Genomic DNA, 24,223 nt, shown 5'->3' with positions numbered 1-24,223 from the left:
GCGGCGCAATCCCCTCTCCGAGGAGGCTTCTGTGCGCCCGAGTCGCTCCGATGACCACAAAGTCGCCGGAGACGCGGGCGATCGAAGAAGAACGGCGGGCACAGCCGTGATCAAATCAGCGCTGGCAGGGAATCACGAACTCAAACCCTTGAAGCGGCGAAGCTCGCGGGCGTCACACTGATTCACTTATCCATCTTGAGTGGAACCCTGCGCCGACGCCGAACTGACCTGGAGAATCTTAATGATCACACACCGCTTACTTGGCTGCCTGTCCATGTCGTTCGCATGCGGTCTGCTCGCATGCAGCACCGCGCCTTCGGGCCACGAGCAGAGCGACTCCCTGGGCGCCGGGTTGACCAGCCCGGACGGCACGATGGCCGCGGACATCGTCATTCAGTCGGACTGGAGAGTCGGGTACTGCGCGAGCGTGACGGTGAGGAACACGGGCGCCAGCCGGGCCACCGCCTGGGGCATGGCCCTCGCGCTCAACGGCTCGACGATCAACAACGCATGGAACGCGCGCCTCACGCCGCAGGGCGAGCAGGTGCGCGCCATCAATGAGCATTACAACGGAACGCTGCAGCCGGGCGGCTCGACGCTGTGGGGGTTCTGCGCCACCGGGAGCGGGAGGCCGACGGTCGTCTCGGTCGACGGGACCGGAGGCCCGGTCACGACGAGCAGCTCCTCGGCGAGCAGCTCCTCGGCGAGCAGCGGCGCAGGCGGCGAGGGCGGCGCTCCGGGCACCGGCGGCGGCGGCGCAGGCGGCGAGGGCGGCGGCACGACCACGGCCGGCACGGGCGGGGAGGGCGGCGGGACCACCACGACCACCACCACGAGCGCGGGCTCGGGCGGCGAGGGCGGCGGGACCACCACGACCACCACGACGAGCGCGGGCACGGGCGGGGAGGGCGGCGGGACCACCACCACCACGACGAGCGCGGGCTCGGGCGGCGAGGGCGGCGGCGGCGACACCACCACGACGGGGACGGGCGCCGGCGGCGCGCCGCCGGGCGATCCGGCCTGCGGCTCGGACGTCGCGGCCTTCGCCGACGTGGAGCCGATCCTGACGCGGCGATGCGCGAACGAGTTCTGCCACGGCAGCCCCGACGCGCCGTCGGCCGGGCTGGACCTCCGCGCGAGCGCGGCGGTCGGCGAGCTCATCGGCCGGCAGAGCGCCGCCTGCTCCGACGAGCGCGCGCTCGTCGTGCCGTACATGCCGAGCAGCAGCTACATCATCAACAAGCTGAGGAACGTCGACCTGTGCAGCGCCAGCGAGAGCAAGATGCCCCCGGGCACGCCGCTGGCCGAGACCGAGATCAAGACGATCACCGACTGGATCTGCGCGGGCGCTCCCGACGAATGAGAGCCGCCTGACCCTCCTCCTCTCCGGCGCCGCGCAGCGCGCCCTCTCCGGCGCCGCGCTGCGCGCCCGCCTGCGCCGGCTCCCAGCGTGACGCCGATGCGTGACGCCGGTATCGACGGCTCACGCCGACCGCGAGCCCTCGAGCGCACCGATCTCTTCGCCCGACGGGGCATGGCTCCACCAGCACGTTCACGCCGCGTGGCACGGCGGGTGTCTCATCGCCCCGTCGGCTGAGGAGGTGATGAACCTCAGCGCCTGGCGCTCGATCTGTAAGATTGGTTACTACAAACCGTGCGATGGCGCGCGTGGCGTTGACGCGCTCCGCCGAAGCGAACCATGGTGATCGCTCGCCAAAAAAGCGCGGAAGGAGCTCGGATCCCTCCGCGGACCCAGGTCGACACACAGGTGTCAGAGGTGGCAGAGCATGAATCAGTTCGTCGAGCGATCAGCGCTTGTTCTTTTGCTGGCGTCAGCTCCCGCGGTCACCGGCTGCGGCGATGGGGAGTTGGACCTGGCCCCGCTCGCCAGGCGCGCCGAAGACGTGCGCGAGCTGTCCTTCAAGCGCGAGGTGCCGGTCCGCACGGTCACGAGGGAGGAGGTCGACGCGCAGGCGGAGGCGGACGCAGCGGCGGCCGCGGAGGAGGAGCTCGCCGCGCTCGCCGCCACCTACGGCCGGCTCGGCTATTTTGCGGCCGACGCCGATCTGCGGGGCATCCTCGGCCACGCGAACGACCTGGTCGGCGCCTGGTACTCCTCCGAGAACAAGGCGATCACGCTCATCGGCGAGGTGGACGACAGCGTCCTCATCCACGAGTACGTGCACGGGCTTCAGGATCAGCATTTTGACCTCGGCGCGCTCCTCGGGGCGGCGCCGACGAGCGACGCGATGCTCGCGCTGAGGGCGGTCGCCGAGGGCGACGCGATGCTCGCCGAGGCGCGCTTCTTCCAGCAGGAGCACAACGGCGGCGATCTGGACGATCTCGACTGGGCCCCGACGATCGGCGGGCTCCTCGAGATCGAGCGGAGGATCCTCGCCGAGAGCGAGGTTCCCGTCCTGTTCGTCCAGTATCCATCGTTCGCCTACGGCTTCGGGTTCGCGTACTGCGCCCACAACCTGACCGGCGCGAGCGCGGAGGAGCCCTTCCCCCAGGAGCCCTTCCCGTTCGACTGGTCACGAGAAGACGCGCTCTTCTCGGATCGTGTCCCCGCGACCACCCAGCAGATCCTCACCCTCGACCGGCACGACCCCGAGGTGCATGTGGGCCTGGAGGAGGTGCCTTCCGGCCTCGCGGATCGGCTCGAGCCGATCAGCGCGGATTCGCTGGGCGAGTGGCTCTCTTACCTGCTCCTGTACCCGCTCGACGGCACACCCGATCTCGGCGACATGCGCGCGCTCGCCGCGACCTGGGACGGCGATCGCGCGCTGTTCGTGCGCGACCGGCAGACGGGCGCCACCGGCGCGGCCTGGGCCTCGGCCTGGGACGACGCCGGGGCCGCCGCCGGCGTGGAGTCGGCGCTCTGGGCGCTCCACGGCGGCAAGGTGATCGACGAGGGCGAGCCGCGGCTCGGGCGGGCCGAGGACGGCGAGCTCCTCTGGATCGAGCGGCGGGAGGAGCGCGTGGTCGCCCTCAAGAACATCGATGAGGCGCTCCTGCCCGCGCTCGCGGAGGCGGCCTTCCCCGCCGGGATCAAGCCGATGCGCCTCACGGTGAGGACACGCCCGTCGCTCGCGGCGTGGCTCTCGCGGCGCCCGCCCGGGCGGCCCTGAGCCGCCGGCCCGCGCGACGGCTCGCAGGCTCATCGACCGCGTCTCACGCGCTTCGCCGCCGCGCTCACGGGCTGCCCTCCGGCGGAGCAAAGGGGCTCGCTCGTTGTCACGCTGCCACGTCACTCCTCGTTGAGCGGCTCCAGGGGCGTCCCCCGCACCATGATCCGTCCGAGCTCGGCGTTATGGTGCTCGATCTCGAGCGCATAGCCGCCGGCGACCAGCCAGCGCGGCGGATACTTCGGATCATACACCCCCTGGCCCAGCGGCGACGGCCCCTTGGGGTCGACGTAGATCTTGACCTCCGCCCGCTGAGCCGATTCGGCTGCGTCCGCCAGGTTATGCTGCTCATGGTAGGGGACCTCGACCACGATGTCCCGCGATGGACTCCGATCCGTGACAGGACCGAAGCGAAGGAACCCGGTGACCGGGGCGGTCGCTACCTTGCCGAGCGTCTTGAGTGTTGAACGGAAGTCAGCCAGCCCCGCGAAATATATCAGAAATTCTTGGAAGTCATCCACTTCGGTGAACTCGCGTCGATCTCCCGAGAGGACGACGACGGCCCTGGGCGTCGCTTCGAGCGAAAGCACGATGTGGGCTTGATCACGTCGACCCTTGGGAGCGAGGACGAGGTGGCGAACGGACGGCGCCGCCCCGCGGCGCACGAAGGCATGGATCAATGGCTCTGACTCGTTGATCCCGGTCACGAACTCACGCAGCACTTCGTCCCACTGGGTCTCCGTCTTCATGTCGACGGCCTGCCCCCGGAGCGCCTGCTTCACGGCATCGCGGAAATTCTGCATGACTCCACCTTCTTGATGTCGATAGGGATCTGTACAGGGAGGTGATCGCTGTACACTGGCTTGTCATCGACGCGGAGAGGCACGCCCTCGGCGTTCAAGAGCGGGATATCTGTATCTCCCATCAAGCTGGTGCAGACACGTGGCCTCCCGACGAGGCGGGGCTCCAGGTGCGCGCTGACGATGATCTGGTCGATGCAGTGCCACAGGAGCTCCGTGCGCGTTCGGCGGTGGAAATAGTAGGTTCCTGGCGCCTCGCCGCCGCCGTCCACGAGCAGCGACCACATCGGATTGTATAACGAGACCGAATGCGTCTTCTCGTTGGAGACCTTCCGGCTGATGCCGACGCCGTCCTTCTTGCGGAGCGCGTACAGCCCCTCACGCCCGGTGATCTCGTCATGGAACGGGTTCGCGTTCATGTCGCCGAGGACGACGAGCGGACCTCCGGTCCAGAAGCCGGCGAGGGTCCGGCGCATACAGCCGGCCCAGTGGTCGCGCTCTCGTTCCGTCGGGTAGTTGACCCGGTCTTGGCCGTGAACGCCGAGGACCTGGAGGTGGGCCCACGCACCGTCGGAGGAGAAGAGCGACGGCCCTTGCATCCGGCGTTCGCTGTCGTAGTCCGCGGCGAGCTCGTGGTTCCGGGTGGGGTCCACGTCGATGCCGGTGCTCCCGACCAGGACCACGTGATGGCTTGGCTCGACCGCTGCAGCGGCAGGGAGGTCCGAGACCTCGCGTCTCGTGTAGATCCGATCTCCCACACAGGTCTCCTTCCTTCATGCCGGCGCGCGACGACCGCGCGCCATGTGTTCATTCGTCATGGCGCCGCACGGGCCACGCCGAGCGGGTGGAAGCGTACTGCTTCCCGAGACAGTACCAGGGAACGGCGCCGCTCCACAGGTGCTGGAGCGGCGCGCTCACGGACCACGTCGGCGCGACGAGGCGCGACGACGCCGGATACGCAGCGTTCGGGGAGGCTTACGAAGGCGCGGTCTGTTACGTGGTTCCGTGAGCGGCTCGGCGCTCGCGTGTCAGCCCGACCCCGGCCAGGTCGCGCCGCTGGTCCGGCTCCGGGCGGGGCGGGCCCCCGATCAGAAGCAGATCCCGAACTCGGTGTAGCCGACCTCGTTGCAGCGCCCGCCGTTCGCGCACAGCTCTCCGAGCTGGCTCACCGGACAGAGCTCGAGGCAGATGAGGCCGGTCCCGAGGTCTCCGCAGAGCGCGTTGGTCACACACCCCAGGGAAGGGTCCTCGCAGGACCCGCCGACGGGGATCTCGCCTGCCCCGTAGCACAAGGGATTCCCATCCGCGAGCTCTCCAGGGACACACCACTCGCCGGCAGCGCAGCCGGCGCCGAACGGGGTGCACACACCGCCGCCGACCTCGGTCACCTCGATGGCGATGTCCAGCTGGCCGTCGCCGATGGTGATGATCGTGCCGTCCGTCTGGAATTGATAGACCAGCTGCGTCGTGGTCCCATCGAAGATGGTGAACGGCACCGGATTGCCGGAGGCGAGCGTCGCCTGCACGGGCACGAACGTGCCCCCGTCGTCGCGCTCCAAGACCCATCCAGGCTGCAGGCTGCTGAGGTAGTCGCCCGTGGGCAGCGCCGCCGTGAGCCTCGTCTCGTCCGGATCGTCCGTGCTGCTGAGGTAGGTGAAGACCGGCCCTTCGATCGCGAAGATCGCGTTGCTCAGCCGGTACACGCGGCCGTTGGTCTGCGTGACCAGGGACATGCTCGCGCGGCCGGTGGACTCCACGTCTTCAGTCCCGTCCGGGCCGCTGAAACACGCCGGCAGCAGCGGCGCCGCCGCGAGACACGCCGCGAACCCGAGCTTCACAAACATCGATCTCGCCATGCTGGACCTCCTGAAATGAAAAGGACCGCCGAGCATAAGACATGGCGAGGCGCGCACGGTATGCGAAGCAGGATTTGGATCGCCGGGCCAACGCCATCCATCGCGAGATGGGGTGGATCGCCTTCTTCGGCGCGGAGGGCCGCGCTCCACCCACCTGGGGTCGCTGGTCGGCGCAGCGTTCATCCAGGGTGAACGTATACCACCACGTTGTAGTCGACGCGGCGCGCGGGAGGACGTGTATGTCTCTCTGCTGCGGGCTTTCCCTTGCGAAGAGGTTTGCTCCGCCGGCGTGGTCACGGCCCGGATCGGGCGCGCACGCGGATCGTCGACGGCGGCGGGGAGCCAGCGATGGAGAGCACCACGGAGCGGCCGTCGTCGAGCGACCACGACGTGCTGCCGGTCACCTTGCCCTCGGCCACGCAGGCGAGGAACTGCTCCTCCGCCTTGCAGTCGTCCGGGACCACGAAGGTCCGCTCTCCCGGCTTGCCGTGCGTCCTGACCAGCGCCGCTTCGGTCTCGCGGAAGGCGCCGGCCCAGCCCTGCGCGTCGTCCGGCGGGCGGATGACGAGCTCGACGGCCGTGAGCCGGTCGCCCGTGAAGTCGAGCTGCGCCGCGGCGCCGGCGAGCCCCTCGGCCGGAGCGCCGCTGCAGCGCCCGGCGCCCTCCTCCTCGCTCCACGTGTGGCCGCCCTGGCGGCACGCGGCGGCGCTCGCCTCCTTCGAGGCGCCGAACGCGAAGCCGAAGGCCCCCCGCGGCCCGGACGGGGGCGCGCTTCCGGCGCGCGCTCCGGGCGCCCGCGTGTCCTTCGCGGACACCTCGGGCTCCGCGGGCGTGTCGTCCGAGGACGTGCGGGTCTTGTTGTACGCCTCGACCGCGTTATCCATGCTGCTATCGGCCCATATGGCGATGGGGATGTTGACGGCGAACACGCCTGCACCCACGCCCGCGAGCGCCCACATGGGCTTGCGCTCGCCGGCGATCGCCTCCCCGAGGGGCCACCCGATGAGCGCGCCTGCGGCCGTCGCCATGATCGACGAGAAGACCCGCAGCCCCTCTCCGCGGCTCGCGGCGGGCTCCGCCGAGGGCTCCCGCTTGAGCTTGGCGACCATGTCCCCGTGATCAATGGGGTGGCCGGCCTGCTTGTACCGCGGCGCGAGGAACCCACGGTCGATCTCGATCGGCATCGTCGCATCCATCTTCGGCAGCGAAACGCAGCCGATCCCATGGAGCGCCAGCGCCGCCGCCATCCACGTCATCGCTTTCATTCTGTGCCCGTCTCCTCCGTGGCCGGATAGAGCACGTGGCGTGCCGCAAGCAGTCCCGCCCGCCTCCGCGGGCGAGGCACCGCCCTCGCTGCGGCGAAGAGGTGTTGCTCGCCGAGGTGCACGTCCCTCCGCGCAAGCCCGCCCGTCGCTCGATGGATCGAACGATCAAGCCACCGGATCAAACGATCACGCCGCGCCCGAGCTCGCCCCCGGCCTTCGGGGGCCGCCCACCTCGGCAAGCCCCCGCGCCCCAGGACGCCTCCGAGCGCCCCTCCCGCTTGCTGCTATCCCCCTCGTGTCACGCCGGACGGGCGCGCCGCTCGAAGACCCGCTGGAGCAGGCAGGAGAACAGCAGGAGGAGCCCGATGACGATCTTCGTCCACCAGGAGCTGAGCGTGCCCTCGAACATGATGAGGGTCTGGATCGCGCCGTAGATGAGCACGCCGAACAGCGTGCCGACGAGCGTGCCGGAGCCGCCGGTCAGCAGGGTGCCGCCGATGACGACGGCGGCGATGGCGTCCAGCTCCATCCCGCCGGCGTGCAGCGCGTAGCCGGACGCCATGTAGAACGTGAAGACGACGCCCGCCAGCGCCGAGCAGAACCCGCTCAAGGTGTAGATGAGCACCTTGGTCCTCGGCACCGGGAGGCCCATGAGCAGCGCGGATTGCTCGCTGCCGCCGATCGCGTAGACCGTGCGGCCGAAGCGCGTGTAGTGCGCGAGGTAGAGCGCCGCGACGAACACGAAGAGCGCGATGACCACGTTCCAGGTGATCGCGGTGTCGAACGGGAACGGGATGCGGTGCGACGAGACGTCGACGTAGAAGGGATGGGTGATGGTGATGGAGTCGATGCTGATGAGGTAACAAAGCCCCCGGGCCAGGAACATGCCCGCCAGCGTGACGATGAAGGCCTGGACCTCGAAGTACTGGATGATCGCCCCCATCACGAGGCCGATGCCCGCGCCCATGGCCAGGACGAGCGGGATCACCACGGCCGGGCTGACGCCGTGCTTCTCGACGAGCGAGGCCGAGACCATCGTGGTCAGCGCGATGACCGAGCCGACCGAGAGGTCGATCCCGCCGGAGAGGATGACGAACGTCATCCCGACGGCGGTGATCGCCAGGAACGCGTTGTCGATGAAGAAGTTGAGGAACACCTGCAGCGAGAAGAACCCGTCGAACAGGAGCGACCCGGCCCCGAACAGGAGCAGGAACAGGCCGACGGTGACAACGAGCGGCAGGTGCTTCGGGCTCACGCGGAAGGCGCGCCCGGTCGCGGCGGCGGTGCTCATTGCGCGCCCACCCTCCGGGGCCGCTGCTTTCCAAGCAGATCCCTGACCTTCCGCGATTGCAGGATGCTGACCAGGAACACGACGAGCGCCTTCACCACCAGGTTCACCTCGGGCGGCACGCCGGCGGCGTAGATCGTGGTGGTGAGCGTCTGGAGGGTGAGGGCGCCGATGACGCTCCCCGCCAGCGTGAACTTGCCCCCGGAGAGCGAGGTCCCGCCCAGGACCACGGCCAGGATGGCGTCCAGCTCGAAGAGCAGGCCGGCGTTGTTGCCGTCGGCGCTCTTGACGTTCGAGCTCACGATGAGCCCGGCGATGCCGGCGCACAGGCTGCACACGGCATAACAGGCGAAGGTGATCGAGCGCGCGCGGATCCCGGTGAGCCGCGCGGCGACCGGGTTGATGCCGATGGCCTCGATGAACAGGCCGAGCGCGGTCTTGCGGGTCAGGAGCCCGAGCACGGCGCCCACGCCCGCCACGATGAACAACGCGACGGGGACGCCGAGGAGGAAGCCGTTGCCGATGACGTAATAGGGGCTGTAGTAGATCGTCAGGATCTGGCCGCCCGTGATGAGCTGGGCGATGCCGCGGCCGGTGACGAGCAGGATCAGGGTCGCGATGATCGGCTGCATGCCGAGCAGCGACACCAGCGCTCCGTTCCACATGCCGAGCGCCAGCGCCACGCCCAGCGCGCTGCAGAGGACGAGCGGCAGCGGGACCTGGGTCACGTCCGCCATGCCGGTCCCGCCGCTCAGCACGAGCTCGCCGCCGATCAGCGCGGCCGCGACCGCGCCCGAGATGGCGACGACCGCGCCGACCGAGATGTCGATCCCGCGGGTGGCGATCACCAGGGTGAGCCCCATGGCGATGATCATGAGCGGCGACGCGCGGTTCAGGATGTCGACGACGCTGCCGTAGAGGTGGCCGTCCTTGACCGTGACCGCGAAGAACCCCGGGTTGTTCACGAGGTTGAAGAGGAGGAGCAGGCCGAGCATCGCCACCGGCCAGGAGGTGCTGCTCCCGGCGAGCCGGCGCAGGGGAGCCGCGATCGCGCTCACGCGTACCCCCCCGCGATGATCCGGTACACCGCCTGCTCGTCGACCTCGTCCGCGGCGAGCTCCGCCACCTTGCGCCGGTCGCGCAGGACGACGACCCGGTCCGCGTAGCGCAGCGCCTCGGCCATCTCGGAGGAGACGAACACCACCGCCATTCCCCGGTCGCAGAGGTCCATGACCTGGCCCATGATCTCGCCCTTGGCGGCCACGTCGATGCCGCGGGTCGGCTCGTCGAGGAGGAGCATGCGCGGGTTCGTCGCCAGCCAGCGCGCGAGGAGCGCCTTCTGCTGGTTGCCGCCGCTCAGCTTGGAGATGGGCACCTCCGCGTCGGCCGCCACGATGCCGAGCCGCTGGATGTAGCTCCTGGCGATGTGGTCCTGTCGGGCCCGGGACAGGTTGCGGAAGATGCCGCGCTTCGCCTGGAGGGCGACGACGATGTTCTCGCGCAGCGAGAGGTCGCCGAGGATGCCCTCGGCCTTCCGGTCCTCGGGGCAGAACCCGAGCCCGCGCGCGATCGCGTCGAGCGGCGAGCCGATGCGCGCCGGCGCGCCGTCGATCTCGATGGTGCCCTCGTCCGCCACGTCGACCCCGAAGAGCAGCCGCGCCGTCTCCGTCTTTCCGGCGCCGAGGAGGCCCGCGATGCCGAGCTCCTCGCCCGGCATCACCGAGAGATCGATGTCCCGGACCGAGCCCTTCTTGCCCAGGCCGCGCGTCCGCAGGAGCGGCGCGCCCCCGCCCGCCGGCCGCTCCGCCCGGGCGCGCCCGGCCCGGGTCGGGCCCTCGTCCGCGACCTCCCGCCCGACCATGTGCGTGATGAGCTGCATGCGCGACAGCTCGGCGATCGGGTACTCGCCGACCAGCTGGCCGTTCCGCAGCACCGTGATCCGGTCCGAGATCTCGAACAGCTGGTCGAGGAAGTGGGAGATGAACAGGATCGCCATCCCCTGCGCCTTCAGGCGCCGGATGACCGAGAACAGCCGCCTGACCTCGTCCTCGGCGAGGCTCGAGGTCGGCTCGTCCAGGATGAGGACCTTGGCGCTGGTGAGCAGGGAGCGGGCGATCGCGACGATCTGCTGGACGGCCAGCGAGAAGCCCGAGAGCGGCGCGGCGACGTCGATGTGAACGTTCAGATCCGCGAGCACGGCGGCGGCCCTCCGGCGCATCTCCCCCCACCGGAGGGCGAAGGGGCTCGACCCCTCGCGGCCGAGGCAGATGTTCTCGGCGACCGACAGGTTGGTGCAGAGGTTCACCTCCTGGAACACGGCGCTGATGCCGAGCTTCTGCGCCTCGAGCGGGCTCGTCGGCCTGATCTCCCGGCCCTCGAGGAGGATGTGCCCGCCGTCGGCGGGGTGCACGCCGGTGAGGACCTTGACCAGGGTGGACTTGCCCGCGCCGTTCTGTCCCATGAGGGCGTGCACCTCGCCGGGCAGCATGCGGAAGTCGACCGACTGGAGCGCCTGCACCCCGGGAAACCCCTTGGAGATCCTCGTCATCTCGAGCACGGGCACGGCGTCGCTGACCATCGCTCACGTCCTCCTCTCGGGCCTCCGCGCCGAGATCTCCGTCGACCGCGCTCCGCCGACCGCGCTCAGTACTTGCGCTTCGGGAACTCCTGGGCGGCGGTCTCCATCGGGAAGACGCCCTCCTCGGTCACGATGCGCTTCGGCAGCGTCTTGCCGGCCTTCAGGTCGTTCACCGCGCTCATGAGCTGCGGCCCGAGCAGGGGGCTGCACTCGACCGTCACGTTGAGCTTGCCGGCCATCATCGCCTCGAACGCGCCCTTCACCGCGTCGATCGAGATGATGAGGATGTCCTGGCCGGGGCGGAGGCCGGCCTCCTCGATGGCCTGGATCGCGCCGATCGCCATGTCGTCGTTGTGGGCGTAGAGGACGTTGATGTTCTTGCCCTCCGCCTTGAGGAACGCCTCCATGACCTCCTTGCCCTTGGCGCGGGTGAAGTCGCCCGTCTGCGAGCGGATGATCTTGAAGTTCGGCTTGTCCTTGAGGACCTCCTCGAACCCCTTCTTGCGGTCGATGGCGGGGGCCGAGCCGACGGTGCCCTGCAGCTCGACGATGTTGACGGTGCCCTGGGGGTCCTTCATCTTCTCGACCAGCCACTTCGCGGCGCGGCGGCCCTCCTCGACGAAGTCCGACCCGATGAAGGTGACCCAGAGGCTCTCGTCCTTGGTGTCCACGGCGCGATCGGTCAAGATGACGGGGATATTGGCCGCCTTGGCCTCACGCAGGACGGGCTCCCAGCCGGTCTCGACCACGGGCGAGAAGGCGATGACGTCCACCTTCTGGGCGATGAACGAGCGGATGGCCTTGAGCTGGTTCTCCTGCTTCTGCTGCGCGTCGGAGAACTTGAGCTCGATGCCGGCGGCCTTGGCGGCCTCCTCGATCGACTTGGTGTTCGCGGTCCGCCACTCGCTCTCCGCGCCGATCTGCGAGAACCCCAGCGTGATCTTCTTCTTCTCTTCCTGGCAGCCCAGCCCCCCCAGGATCACGGCCAGCGCGGCCAGGACCATCACCACCGCAGCGAAAGCACGGCTCCTCTTCATGGCGCAGCTCCTTTTCTCTGTCTTACGCGTCCCGTCCACCGGACGGCCCGCTCGCCTTCGTTCCCTGACGTCCGGCCGTCACTTCTGGCCGTAATACGCGCCCTTGCCGTGCTTCCTGTCGAAGTGCTTGCGCACGAGCGCCTCGGGCAGCCGCGCGGCGCCCGGGTGGATGGTGCGGGTGATGAACGCCATCCGCGCGATCTCCTCGAGCACCACCGCATTGTACACCGCCTTGTCGGCGTCCTCGCCCCACGCGAAGGGGCCGTGCCCCGCCACCAGCACCATCGGCGTGTGGAGCGGGCTCCGCTCCCTGAAGCACTCGAGGATCTGCTTGCCGGTCTCGGTCTCGTAGTCGCCCGACACGGCGTCCGCGCGCATCACCTCGGTGCACGGCACGTCCTCGGCCAGGTGATCGGCGTGGGTCGTCCCGTAGATCGGGATCGGCGTGCCGGCCTGCGCCCAGCTCGTCGCGAAGGTCGAGTGGGTGTGGACGACGCCGCCCACCCCGCGGAAGTTCGCGTAGAGGACGATGTGCGTCCGGGTGTCCGAGGAGGGGCGGAGGCGGCCCTCCACCACGTTCCCCTCCAGGTCGACCACCACCATGTCGTCGACCGACAGCCGGTCGTACGCGACGCCGCTCGGCTTGATGGCGAGGACGCCCCGGTCGCGATCGAACGCGGAGACGTTGCCGAACGTGTAGATGGCGAGCCCCCGGCGCGGGATCTCCATGTTCGCCGCCCAGGCCCGCTCTCGCAGCTCTCGGTAGGTCGCGCTCACGTGGGGGCCCTCAGTGCGCCAGCCGGTAGGCGATGTCGTTCCAGCGGAGCTCGTTCTTCAGCGCGCGGATCTCGGTCCCGACGCCGATGCGGACCAGCTCCACGCCGGCCATGGCGGCGAAGTCCTCCACGTGCTCCATGGTCACCGCGCGGCTGTGCGCGCAGTGGTGGGCGCCTCCCGCGAGGATCCAGGCCTCGCACGCGAGCTTGAAGTCCGGCCTCGGGATCCACACCGCGCGCGCCACCGGCAGCTTCGGCATCTCCTCCTCGGGCGGCACCGCCTCGAGCTCGTTAGCGACCATCCGCATGCGGCCGCGCATGTCGATCATGGCCACGTTCACGGCGGGCCCGGTCCCGGCGTCGAATACCAGCCGGCACGGGTCCGACTTGCCGCCGATGGAGAGCGGGTGGATCTCCAGCGACGGCTTGCGTGCGGCGATCGACGGACAGACCTCGAGCATGTGGGCGCCGAGGACTCGCTCCTTGCCATCGACGAGGTGATAGGTGTAGTCCTCCATGAAGGAGACGCCCCCGCGCAGCCCGGTCGCCATGACCTTCAGGGCGCGGACGAGGCCGCACGTCTTCCAGTCGCCCTCGGCCCCGAAGCCGTAGCCCTCGGCCATGAGCCGCTGCACCGCGAGGCCGGGGAGCTGCTTGAGCCCGTGCAGGTCCTCGAAGGTGGTCGTGAACCCGCCGAAGCCGCCCTCCTGGAGGAACGTGCGCAGCGCCGCCTCCTGCCTCGCCGCATAACGCAGATCGCCGCGGCGCTCGCCGCCCTTCCTCAGGGCGGGAGCGACGGAGTACGCCTCGTCGTACTCCGCCACCAGCCGATCGACCTCGCGCTCGTCGACGTCGGCGATGCGCCCGACGAGGTCGCCCACGCCGTAGCCGTTCACCGACCATCCCAGCTTGACCTGCGCCTCGACGCGGTCCCCGCCGGTGACGGCCACCTCTCTCATGTTCATGCCGCCGAAGCGGGCGATCCTGAGCCGCCGCGCGTCGACGAGCGCGCAGGCCGCGCGCGACCAGACGTCGAGCTTGCCGAGGACGTCGTCGTCCTTCCAGTGGCCGACGACGACCTTCCGCTCGATGCGCAGGCGCGCGCCGATGTACCCGAACTCGCGGTCCCCGTGGGCGGACTGGTTCAGGTTCATGAAGTCCATGTCGATGCTGTCCCAGGGGAGCTCGCGGTTATACTGCGTGTGCAGGTGGGCGATCGGCTTCTCCAGGCGCATGAGCCCCGCGATCCACATCTTCGCGGGCGAGAACGTGTGCATCCACGTGATCACGCCGGCGCACCGCGGCGACGCGTTCGCCTCGCGGCAGACGGCGAGGACCGCCTCGGGGCTCTTGAGCGTCGGCTTCCAGACGACCTTGACCGGGAGCTTGCCCGAGGCGTCGAGGTGCTCGGCGATCTCCCGCGAGTGCTCGGCGACCTGCTTCAGCGCCTCCTCGCCGTAGAGATCCTGGCTGCCGGTCAAGAACCACACCTCGAAGCCTTCTCGAAGATCCTGCATGGTGACTCCGCTCATCACGTCAGCTCCTTCTCCGCGAAGGAACCGAGCTCGACATATTCCCTGTACAGCGCGTCATAGAGCCTCACGCGCGCGGGATCCGGCCGATAACGGGCCTCGGTCCCGGGCGACATCGCGCGCTGCGCGTCCTCGATCGTAGCGTGCAGGCCGGCCGCCGTCGCGGCGAACATCGCCGCGCCCAGGGCGACCGGCTGCTCGCCGGCGCGGACCTCGACGGCCATGTCGAGCACGTCCGCCAGGACCTGCATGGTGAGGGGGCTCTTGCGCGCGACCCCCCCGATGCCGATGACGCCGTCGATGCGGATCCCCTGCGCCCGGAAGCGCTCGACGATGGCGCGCGACCCGAAGGCGACCGCCTCGACGAGCGCGCGGTAGACCCGCGGCGCGTCGGTGGCCAGATCGAGGCGGACGAGCGCGCCCTTGAGCCGCTGGTCCGCGTCCGGCGTCCTCCGCCCGTTGAACCAGTCGAGCGCGAGCACCGAGCTCCGCGCCGGCGGGATCTGCGCGGCGGCCTTCTCCAGCTCGGGGATGATCCGCTCGATGAGCGCGTCGGCGGCGGCGTCCCAGGAAGGATCGGACGCCCCCGCGTCGGCCGGGCGGAGCGCGCGCAGCGGCCAGCTGAGCAGCTGCTTGAACCACGCGAAGACGTCGCCGAAGGCGGACTGCCCTGCTTCGTAGCCGATCGCGTCCGGGAGGATCGAGCCGTCGACCTGGCCGCAGATCCCGGCGACCAGGACCTCCGGCGCGCCCGTCTTCGGGACGACGAGCATGTCGCACGTGCTCGTGCCCATGACCTTGAGCAGGTGGTGAGGCTGGATGTCGCCGCCCACCGCGCCCATGTGCGCGTCGAAGGCGCCGACGCCCACCACGGTGTCCTCCGGAACGCCGAGCGTCGCGGCCCACGAGGGCGAGATCGTCCCGAAGGGCTCGTCCGCGGTCCAGGTCCGCGAGCCGAGGGTGGCCCCGAGCGCGGGCAGGCGCGGGTGGAGCTTCGCCAGGAAATCGCTCGACGGGTAACCGTCGAACTCCGGGTGCCACATCGCCTTGTGGCCTGCGGCGCAGCGGCTCCGCCGGATGTGCCCGAGCTCCTCGGTGCCGGTGAGGACCGTGGGGATCCAGTCGCAGTGCTCGAGGAGGGTGACCGCCGCGCGCGCGACCGCCGGGTTCACCTCGAGGACGTGGAGCGCCTTGGCCCAGAACCACTCGGACGAGTACACGCCCCCCGAGAACTTCGTGTAGTCCACGCCGCCCCAGGCGCGGGCGAGCTCGTTGATGCGCGCCGCCTCGGCCACGGCGGTGTGGTCCTTCCAGAGGATGAACATCGCGTCCGGGTCCTCCTCGAAGCCGGGGTGGAGCGCGAGCGGCCTGCCCTTCGCGTCGGCGAGGACCGGCGTGGAGCCGGTGGTGTCGACCGAGATCCCGCGCACGCGCGAGGCGACGTCGCCGCCCGCCTGGCTCAGCGCCGACCGGATCGACACCTCCATCGCGTGCAGGTAGTCGAGCGGGTGCTGGCGGAACCGGTGCGCGTGCGGGTCGCAGTAACGACCTTGCGCCCAGCGCGGGTAGGGCGCGACCGCCGCCCCCGCGAGCGCGCCGCTCTGCGCGTCCGCGACGACCGAACGAACGGAGTCGGTGCCGAAATCGATCCCGATGACGAAGGTCCCGGTGCTCATGGCTGCCATCTCAGGGCGAAGTCGAAGGAGGAAGTGTCACTGTGAACGTTCACACGCACGATGTCAACGCCAATCGATCCGTCCGCTGCGCTCGGGTCCGGTCGGCTGGTCCATCCGCTGCGCTCGGGTCCGGACGGCTGGCAGGTCCGCTCCGGAGCGGCGCGTCAAGAGCGACGGGCGCCAGCGTGCTCGTGTCGTCCCTCGGGCCGGTCGATTCACGGTCGATTTGCGATTGACGGGCGCCATGTGAGCGTTCACAATAAGCCTGAGCGGTATCCTTTTGCTTCGCCCTGCGTGGGCCGTCACGCGCGCCGCGAGCTTCATCCTTCGATCCAGCTCGGCGCCCCCCTCGTCGCGCCGAGCGCGACGCCTGCGCGCATCCGGAGACCCGAGGAGCGCCGGGAGCGTGAGCGCCTGAGCGATCTGCGTCACCCGGCGATGCCTGGCGAAGTTGCAGCAGAGCAGCGAGGTCCAAGAATGGCTACGATTGCTGTATATTTGCAGCGTAAGCGCAGCATTGCGGCGCTCTTGGTTGGTGGCGTGACCGCGTTCCCGTCCATCTCCCGGGCGGACAATCCCATCGTACAGACCATCTATACCGCCGATCCTGCACCCATGGTCCACAATGGCACGGTATATCTCTATACCGGGCACGACGAGGACAGCGCTACGGATTGGTTCGGGATGAACGAGTGGAGGGTGTATTCGTCCACGGACATCGTGAACTGGACGGACCACGGATCTCCGCTGAAGTTCAGCGACTTCAGCTGGTCGAAGGGAGACGCGTGGGCAGGTCAGGCCATCCACAGGAACGGGAAGTTCTACTTCTATGTTCCCACGACGAGCAGGTCGCTCGGCAGGATGACCATCGGCGTGGCCGTGTCGGACAGCCCCACCGGTCCGTTCGAGGATGCCCTCGGACGGCCGTTGATCACCGCCAACTGCGGCGACATCGATCCGACGCCGTTCATCGACGACGACGGCCAAGCCTACCTGTACTGGGGAAACCCCAGCCTGTGTTACGTGAAGCTGAACGAGGACATGATCTCGTACCAGGGAGACGTCGTGCGCGTGCCCATGCGTACGGAGAGCTTCGGGCGGCGTACCGGGAACGGTGATCGTCAGACGCTGTACGAGGAAGGCCCGTGGCTCTACAAACGTGATGGGCTGTACTATCTGGTATACGCCGCCGGCGGCATCCCCGAGTACATCGCCTACTCCACGAGCCACAGCCCGACCGGCCCGTGGACTTACCGGGGGGTCATCATGCCCACGGAAGGCGGCAGTTTCACCAATCACGCTGGCGTCATCGACTTCAAGGGCAACTCGTACTTCTTCTATCACAACGGCGCTCTGCCGGGCGGTCACGGTTTTCACCGCTCGGCGGCCGTCGAGGGGTTCACCTTCAACGCCGATGGTACATTCCCGACGATCTCGATGACCGAGGAGGGGCCGCCCGGCGCCGGCAACCTGAACCCGTACGTCATGACGGAGGCCGAGACCATCGCCTGGGAGTCCGGCGTCGAGACCGAGGCATGCAGCGAGGGCGGGATCAATGTCACATCGATCGAGAACGGCGACTACATCAAAGTGAAGGGCGTCGATTTCGGCACCGGCGCGGTGTCCTTCGACGCGAGGGTCGCCTCGGCGACCGGCGGCGGCAACATCGAGCTGCGCCTCGACGGCGCGGCCGGCACGCTGGTGGGGACCTGCGCGGTCGGGGGTACCGGCGGCCCCCAGACGTGGGTCACCACCTCTTGCACGGTCGACGGTGCGACGGGGGTCCACGATCTGTACCTGAAGTTCACCGGTGGAGGCGGCTCCCTGTTCAACTTCAACTGGTGGAAATTCACTCCGCTCGACGCTCCGGATCCGGATCCGGATCCGACGAGCGGGAGCTCCACGAGTGTGGGGAGCGGGGGTGCGACGGGCAGCGGGGGCGGGAACGACGGCGGCGCAGCGACAACCGGCAGCGGAGGAACGGCGGGGTCCGGCACGGGCGGCGGTGGCGCCGCCCCGGAGGGCGGCGGCAGCGAGCACAGGGGCGGGTGCTCGTTCCGCACCGGCTCGGGGCCCAGCTCCCCGGCGGGCGTGGTCGGCGCCATGGTCGCGCTGGGCGCGGTCGTCGCGCGGCGGCGTCGTGCGCGACGAGCCGGTCGCCGCGGGGCCCCCGGAGATCTCCGCTGCATGTAGAGAACCACCGGGCGGCCATCCCGAGATCGACCCCGACGACGACGAGCTCGGCGCGCAGAACGGCCCTCTTAGGGCGAAGCCGGAGAAGGAGACCTTCCTGTGAACGTTCACCTGTCCGCCGTCAACGCCAGTCCGCCGGTTTCTGCCGAGCTCGTGCTCCGGCGGCCGGCTCGTCGTCTCCGGAGCGGCGCGTCAAGCGGCGCGGGCGCCGTGCCGCGGTCGTGCTCGATGTGGATTCCAATCCGCCCGGCCGCGACTAAGCTCCGGCCCCGATGGTTGACAAGTCTCCACCGGAGCGGCGCGTCAAGCGAGGCGGGCGCCGGGCCGCGGTCATGGTCGACGTGGCCAAGCTCGCCGGCGTCTCGTACCAGACGGTCTCGCGCGTCCTGCACGACAGCCCCCACGTGCACCCCGACACGCGGGAGCGCGTGCTCGAGGCGATCCGCCAGCTCGACTACCGCCCGAGCTCCGTGGCGCAGGCGCTCGTGACCGGGCGCTCGCGGACGCTGGGCGTGGTCAGCTTCGACACGACGCTCTACGGCCCGGCGTCGACGCTCCTCGGGATCGAGGAGGCGGCGCACGACGCCGGGTACGGCGTCAGCATCGCCAGCCTGAAGTCGTTCAGCCGCGCGCCGGTGGTCGACGCGGTGAAGCGGCTGTGCGATCAGGGCGCCGACGGCATCGTCGTCATCGCCCCGCAGCGGTCGGCGGTGGACGCGCTCCGCCACGTCACCTCCAACGTGCCGGTGGTCGCCGTCGAGGGGGGGCCGGACGACTCGGTCCCGGTGGTCGCCGTCGACCAGCACGGCGGCGCGGCGGCCGCGACCCGCCATCTGCTCGACCTGGGTCACCGGACCGTGTGGCACATCGCCGGTCCGCCCGACTGGCTCGAGGCCGACCAGCGCATCGACGGCTGGCGTTCGGTGCTGGAGGCCGCCGGCGTCGAGGTGCCGCCCCTCCTGCGCGGCGACTGGAGCGCGCGCTCGGGCTACGAGCTCGCCCCGCAGCTCTCGCGCACGCCAGGCGTCACCGCCGTGTTCGTGGCCAACGACCAGATGGCGCTCGGCCTGCTCCGCTACCTCCACGAGATCGGCCGCGAGGTGCCGCGGGACATCAGCATCGTCGGCTTCGACGACATCCCGGAGGCGGCCTACTTCACGCCGCCGCTCACCACCGTCCGCCAGGACTTCTCCGAGCTCGGGCGCCGGTGCCTCCACCTGCTGCTCGGGCAGATCGAGAGCGGACAGCGCTCCGATGCGCGCGTCGTGGTCGAGGCCGAGCTGGTCCTGCGCAAGAGCGCCGCCGCCGCCGTCCCCCGGGGCCGATGAGCTCGCGCGAGCCTCCGGCGTAGACCCGCCGGCCTGGCCATCCATCGGGTGGCTCCGGGGAGGGCCGCGCGCCGTCGGTTTTGTTTGACATCGGCCATGTGAACGCTCACAATCTCGTCCCGGGCTATCCTTTTGCTTTGTCATGGAGGGGGGCCATGTGTGCCCGGGCCCTTCGTCACCTGGGGACCGGTATCGAGCTGCGCGCCGGCCATGTCCGCTCGGTCGTCGCGGCGTTGATCGTTGATTGATGGTGATTGCCGTCTCGCCAAGGCTGCGCCGGGCGAGGCGGGCTTCGCGGTGCGAGCTGTTGCCCTGAGGCATGGTCCCCAGTGCGGGTTCCCGTGCGTCGTCAACCCGTTGCACGATCGGAGTACGAGATGAGGAAATCGTCCTGGAACGGGCTCCGTTCCTCGAGAAGAGTCGTCGCCGCCTGCGCGCTCGCGTCCGCGGCCGCGTGCACGGGCACGCTGGATGACCCGCTGGGCGGCGCGGGAAACGCTGGACCGTCGACGGGCTCGGCCGGGGCGACGGACCCTCCGCCATTCGAGCCCGCGGCCGGGATGCTGCGCCGTCTGACGAGAACGCAATTCCGCAACGCCGTGCGCGACGTGTTCCAGGTGGACGTCGATATCAATGAGCTCGATGCCGACAGCTGGAATGGAAATTTTGCGGTTATCGGCGCCTCGACCGTCGTGACGTCGGAGCGAGGCGTCGAGCAGTACCACGCGGCCATCGAGAGCGCCGTGGACGTGGTGTTCGCGGATTCCGTGAAGCGGGCGCAGTTCATCGGTTGTACGCCGAGCGGCGCGCAGGACGACGCCTGCGTGCGCGGCTTCATCCAGGCGCAGGGGCGCCGCGCGTGGCGCCGCCCGCTCGAGGCCGCCGAGCTCGACCGGCTCGCGACGATCGCCGCGGACGCCGCGACCGAGCTCGGCAGCCCCGTCGAGGGGGTCCGCTGGGCGACGGTGGCGCTCTTCACGTCTCCGAACTTCCTGTATCGGGCGGAGCTCGGCGCTCCGAGCGCCGATGGGTCGCTTCGCCTGACGGGCTACGAGATGGCGTCCCGGCTCGCGTTCCTGGTGTGGAACAGCCTGCCGGACAAGGCGTTGCTCGACGAGGCCGCGAGCGGGACGCTCGACACGGCGGAGGGGATCCGCGCGGCGGCGACGCGGATGCTCGACGAGCCCGCGGGACGCGAGGCCGTCGGCGCCTTCGCCGAGGAGTACATGCGGCTCGATCGACTCGGCACGCAGGCGAAAGATCGGACGTTGTTTCCGGAGTACGGCGCCGCGCTGCAAGAGGGGATGGTCCGCGACATGCGAGGCACCTGGGAGGCGCTCGCGTTCGACGAGCAAGCGAGCGCGCTCGACCTGTTCTCGACCCCCAAGGTCGTCGTCAACACGGAGCTCGCCCAGCTCTACGGTATCGACACGACCGGCCTCAGCTCGAGCACCTTCGAGCTCCGCTCGTTGCCTGCGGACGGCCCGCGCCTCGGGATCCTCAGCAAGGCGGGCTTCCTCTCGCAGTTCGCGAACCAGAAAGAGGGGTCCCCCACCTTGCGCGGCAAGTTCATGCGCGACGCCCTGATGTGCAGGACCATCCCGCCGCCCCCCGGCAACATCGACATCGTGCTCGAGGAGCCGCCCGCGGACAAGCCCCTCACGAAACGTCAGCGGCTCGAGATCCACCGGACCGAGCCCACCTGCGCCGGCTGTCATGGATTGATGGACCCGCTGGGCCTGCCGCTCGAGAACTTCGACGCGATCGGCCGCTACCGCACGACCGACCATGGCTTGCCGATCGACCCGAGCGGCGACTTCGACGGGCAGCCGGTCGCCGACGCGCGTGAGCTCGGCGCGGCCATCAGCTCGAGCGAGCTGGTCGCCCGGTGCCTCGTCCGCAAGTACTACACGTATGCAGCAGGCCACGAGGAGCGAGTCGTGGATGGCAGCGTGCTGAACACGCTGGCCGCCTCGTTCGAGGCGTCGGGGTTCAGGCTGCGCGAGCTGGTCCTCGACGTCGTGACCAGCGAGGCCTTTTCGTCCGTCGCCCCCCAACCCTAATCGCACGGTACCCCCCATGACCATCAAAGCTTTGGACCGACGAACTGTTCTGCGGGGCATGCTGGCGACGGGCGCGGCCGTCACCATCCCGCTCCCGCTGCTGGAGATCATGCTGAACGAGAGCGGCACGGCGTACGCTCAGCCGAACACCCCGGTTCCGCCGATCTACGTCACCTGGTTCTTCGGGAACGGCACCCTGCCCGGCCGCTGGAAGCCGGCGCGCACGGGCTCCGGCTCGGCCTGGGAGCTCAGCCCCCAGCTCCAGCCGCTCGCGGCGCTCAAGTCGTACCTCACGGTGATCACGGGCCTCGAGAACAAGCTCGTGACGCCCGGCATCGAGCACCCCACGGGGTCGGCGGGGGCCACGACCGGCGCGCCGCTCAGCGGGAACGCCGTGCGGGCCGCATCCATCGACCAGGTCGTCGCGGACGGCATCTCGGCGGGGGCGCCGTACCGCTCTCTCGAGGTGGGCGTGACGCCGGCGACCCCGGCCGGCCCTCAGGACTCGCTGCATACGGTCTCGCACAAGGGGCCGAACTCGCGCAACAACCCGGAGTTCGATCCGAGGGCCTTGTTCAATCGACTGTTCACGGGCGGCGCGCAGCCCGACCCCGGCGATGACGGGGCGGACCAGGCCGCGAAGCTCGCGAAGGTCCGGAAGAGCGTGCTCGACTCCATCCTGCAAGACGGCGCGAGCCTGAAGAAGCGGCTCGGGGCGGCCGACACGCAGCGCGTGGAGCAGCACCTCGAGTCGATCCGCGCCATCGAGCGGCGCCTCGACACGATGACCTCGGGGAGCGGTTCGACGGCGGCGTGCAGCAGCCCGACGGCCCCGAGCGTCGGCAAGGATGCGCAGAGCGAGGCCCCCCCGGCGGTGAACACCGCCATGGTCGAGCTCTCGGCGCTCGCGCTCGCCTGCGAGAGGACCCGCGTGCTCTCGTTCATGTTCTCGCTGCCCGCCGCGCACGTCTACTACCGGCACCTCGCGTCGGACATGAACGACGACTTCCACGACACCATCTGTCACGGGGATGCCGGGGATCAATCGGGGCAGCCTCGCGTCGACAAGGGCGTGATCTACACGATGCGCTGCCTGAGCGAGTTCCTGACGAAGCTCAAGGACACGCCGCACGGCAGCTCGAACCTGCTCGACCAGGCGCTCGTGTACGTCACGTCCGACACCGCCTGGGGCAAGGTCCACACGAAGGCGGAATGGCCGGTGCTCTTCGCGGGGAAGGCCGGAGGGCGGCTGCGCGGCGACGAGCATCACAACTTCCCCAACGACAACCTGAGCAAAGCGCTCCTGACGATCGTCCGGATCATGGGATCCAGCGCGACGGAGATCGGCATCGACGCCGGGCGGGTCACGTCGCCGCTCGCGGGCGTCCAGGTCTGAGCGCGGCGCCGCGCATCGTCGCCGACATCGATGCCTGGCGGCGGGCGCGCGGCGAGCTCCCCGTGTGAACGTTCACATAATGCTCCACGGGGCCGGGCGTCCGGCGCAGGCGGCATGGAGGAATGGGATGAATCGGGATCGAGTGTATTGTTCACGGCGTTGGCGGCACGAACGGAGTGATGCGGAGCGTCGCAGACCGCGCCGCTCGACGTGGGCCGCGCTGGCGGGGGCCGCGGCGCTGGCAGCGCTGCTCAGCGGGTGCTCCGATGAGCCCGGAGGAGCGGCATCGACCAGCTCCGGCGGCGGCGGGGGCGCTGCGCCGGGCGTGACCAGCGCGGGGGTGACCAGCGGCGTGACCAGCGGGAGCGGTGGAGGCGGGGTCACCACGGGCGGCGCGACGGGCTCGGGGGGCGACGGCGGCGGCGGCGACGGCGGCGGCGGCGGCGACGCCTCCGGCACCGGTGGCGGGGCGGGAGGTGCGGGAGGCGGGGGAGGCGCGGGCGGGTTCACGCCGTGCCCGACGAACGGGGATCCTTGCAAGATCCTGCCGCTCGGCGACTCCATCACGGACGGGGTCGGGGTGCAGGGCGGCGGCGGTTACCGCATCGAGCTGTTCAAGAAGGCGCGGGCCGCCGGCCAGAACATCACGTTCGTCGGATCCCTGGTGAACGGGCCGACGATGGTCGACGGCGCCCCGTTCCCGCGGAACCACGAGGGGCACAGCGGCTGGAGGATCGACGGGATCGCGGGGCTGGTGCCGACCCCCGCGTTCGCGGATCGCCCGCACATCGTGCTGCTCATGGCGGGGACCAACGATGTGATCCAGAACGATAACCTCTCCAACGCGCCGCAGCGCCTGGGAGCCCTCCTGGACAAGATCGTCACCGCGGCGCCCGACGCGCTCGTGGTCGTGGCGCAGCTCATTCCGGTCACCTTCTCCGACGCCGCGGTGGTCAGCTACAACAACGCGATCCGCGGGATCGTGGAAGCCCGGGCATCCGCAGGGCGGCACGTGGTGCTCGTGGACATGCACTCCGGGTTTCCTGCGTCGGAGCTCCCGGACTCGGTGCACCCGAACGAGGCCGGCTACGTGCGCATGGCGAACGTCTGGTACGGAGCGATCGGCGACCTCCTGCCGTGAGGTGGCGTCGCGCCCTCGCCTCGCCGTTCACGGAAGCCCGCAGCTTGCTGCCTTGACGTAAACTTGGCTTCCGGGCCGAACGCCTGAGCCATAACGGTTTGAGTTTGACTAGTGATCGCATGTGACCGAGTATCGTCACGTCGGTAAGTCCCATGTCGCATGGCTG

18 protein-coding genes are annotated in these 24,223 nt (G+C 69.8%); 7 read left to right on the top strand and 11 right to left on the bottom strand.

The features are described 5' to 3' along the window. The first annotated feature begins 274 nt into the window (after positions 1 to 274). Together WMF43_RS31015 and WMF43_RS31010 are read left to right on the top strand one after the other, a co-directional pair. Positions 275 to 1,363, top strand: a complete 1,089-nt coding sequence (locus WMF43_RS31015; protein WP_437670207.1) for a cellulose binding domain-containing protein — start codon at positions 275 to 277, stop codon at positions 1,361 to 1,363. 424 nt (positions 1,364 to 1,787) lie between these two features. After that, complete coding sequence (locus tag WMF43_RS31010) at positions 1,788 to 3,131, top strand: hypothetical protein (protein WP_437670205.1); 1,344 nt, start codon at positions 1,788 to 1,790, stop codon at positions 3,129 to 3,131. Between the two features lie 119 nt (positions 3,132 to 3,250). Here WMF43_RS31010 and WMF43_RS31005 read toward each other — a convergent pair whose 3' ends face one another. From WMF43_RS31005 to WMF43_RS30955, 11 genes are all read right to left on the bottom strand, one after another. Then, a complete protein-coding gene (locus WMF43_RS31005; protein WP_437670203.1) occupies positions 3,251 to 3,931 on the bottom strand; it encodes a hypothetical protein in 681 nt (226 codons plus the stop codon). Beyond that, a complete protein-coding gene (locus WMF43_RS31000; RefSeq protein WP_437670201.1) occupies positions 3,907 to 4,686 on the bottom strand; it encodes an endonuclease/exonuclease/phosphatase family protein in 780 nt (259 codons plus the stop codon). The genes WMF43_RS31005 and WMF43_RS31000 overlap by 25 nt, the downstream gene beginning before the upstream one ends. A gap of 330 nt (positions 4,687 to 5,016) precedes the next feature. After that, complete coding sequence (locus WMF43_RS30995; RefSeq protein WP_437670200.1) at positions 5,017 to 5,784, bottom strand: hypothetical protein; 768 nt, start codon at positions 5,782 to 5,784, stop codon at positions 5,017 to 5,019. Between the two features lie 293 nt (positions 5,785 to 6,077). Then, positions 6,078 to 7,049, bottom strand: coding sequence for a hypothetical protein (locus tag WMF43_RS30990; RefSeq protein ID WP_437670198.1), 972 nt, complete (start codon positions 7,047 to 7,049; stop codon positions 6,078 to 6,080). 298 nt (positions 7,050 to 7,347) lie between these two features. Next, on the bottom strand, positions 7,348 to 8,340 hold the full coding sequence (yjfF, locus tag WMF43_RS30985) for a galactofuranose ABC transporter, permease protein YjfF (RefSeq protein ID WP_437670196.1): 993 nt from the start codon (positions 8,338 to 8,340) through the stop codon (positions 7,348 to 7,350). Next, positions 8,337 to 9,332 (bottom strand): ABC transporter permease, encoded by a 996-nt coding sequence (locus WMF43_RS30980; protein ID WP_437684129.1) that lies wholly within the window; start codon positions 9,330 to 9,332, stop codon positions 8,337 to 8,339. Before WMF43_RS30980 ends, yjfF begins: the two co-directional genes overlap by 4 nt. Before the next feature lie 59 nt (positions 9,333 to 9,391). Continuing rightward, entirely contained in the window at positions 9,392 to 10,915 is a 1,524-nt protein-coding gene (locus WMF43_RS30975) for a sugar ABC transporter ATP-binding protein (protein WP_437670194.1), read from the bottom strand. A gap of 65 nt (positions 10,916 to 10,980) precedes the next feature. Beyond that, the gene (locus tag WMF43_RS30970) at positions 10,981 to 11,919 is read right to left on the bottom strand and encodes an ABC transporter substrate-binding protein (protein WP_437684127.1); all 939 of its coding nucleotides are present in this window, start codon (positions 11,917 to 11,919) and stop codon (positions 10,981 to 10,983) included. A gap of 111 nt (positions 11,920 to 12,030) precedes the next feature. After that, positions 12,031 to 12,729: an L-ribulose-5-phosphate 4-epimerase gene (locus WMF43_RS30965; RefSeq protein ID WP_437670192.1), complete on the bottom strand. Its 699-nt coding sequence runs from the start codon at positions 12,727 to 12,729 to the stop codon at positions 12,031 to 12,033. 10 nt (positions 12,730 to 12,739) lie between these two features. Next, positions 12,740 to 14,260, bottom strand: a complete 1,521-nt coding sequence (gene araA, locus WMF43_RS30960) for an L-arabinose isomerase (protein WP_437670190.1) — start codon at positions 14,258 to 14,260, stop codon at positions 12,740 to 12,742. Then, positions 14,260 to 15,936, bottom strand: a complete 1,677-nt coding sequence (locus WMF43_RS30955) for a ribulokinase (protein WP_437670188.1) — start codon at positions 15,934 to 15,936, stop codon at positions 14,260 to 14,262. The genes araA and WMF43_RS30955 overlap by 1 nt, the downstream gene beginning before the upstream one ends. A gap of 477 nt (positions 15,937 to 16,413) precedes the next feature. On the opposite strand from WMF43_RS30955, the gene WMF43_RS30950 reads away from it, so the two are divergent. From WMF43_RS30950 to WMF43_RS30930, 5 genes are all read left to right on the top strand, one after another. Then, positions 16,414 to 18,129, top strand: coding sequence for a glycoside hydrolase family 43 protein (locus tag WMF43_RS30950; protein WP_437670186.1), 1,716 nt, complete (start codon positions 16,414 to 16,416; stop codon positions 18,127 to 18,129). A 272-nt stretch (positions 18,130 to 18,401) separates the two neighbouring features. Continuing rightward, positions 18,402 to 19,457 carry a LacI family DNA-binding transcriptional regulator gene (locus tag WMF43_RS30945; protein WP_437670184.1) on the top strand — a complete coding sequence of 352 codons (1,056 nt, stop codon included), beginning with the start codon at positions 18,402 to 18,404 and terminating at the stop codon, positions 19,455 to 19,457. A 560-nt stretch (positions 19,458 to 20,017) separates the two neighbouring features. Further along, complete coding sequence (locus tag WMF43_RS30940) at positions 20,018 to 21,520, top strand: DUF1592 domain-containing protein (RefSeq protein ID WP_437670182.1); 1,503 nt, start codon at positions 20,018 to 20,020, stop codon at positions 21,518 to 21,520. A 58-nt stretch (positions 21,521 to 21,578) separates the two neighbouring features. Next, positions 21,579 to 22,916, top strand: coding sequence for a DUF1552 domain-containing protein (locus tag WMF43_RS30935; protein ID WP_437670180.1), 1,338 nt, complete (start codon positions 21,579 to 21,581; stop codon positions 22,914 to 22,916). A 325-nt stretch (positions 22,917 to 23,241) separates the two neighbouring features. After that, the gene (locus tag WMF43_RS30930) at positions 23,242 to 24,057 is read left to right on the top strand and encodes an SGNH/GDSL hydrolase family protein (protein WP_437670178.1); all 816 of its coding nucleotides are present in this window, start codon (positions 23,242 to 23,244) and stop codon (positions 24,055 to 24,057) included. The last annotated feature ends 166 nt before the right edge of the window (positions 24,058 to 24,223 follow it).

It is taken from the genome of Sorangium sp. So ce131 (assembly GCF_051519095.1).
In the GTDB taxonomy this organism is placed as follows: domain Bacteria; phylum Myxococcota_A; class Polyangia; order Polyangiales; family Polyangiaceae; genus Sorangium.
The sequence above is the reverse complement of the archived record's forward strand: the minus strand, read 5'-3'. Positions and strand labels throughout refer to the sequence as shown.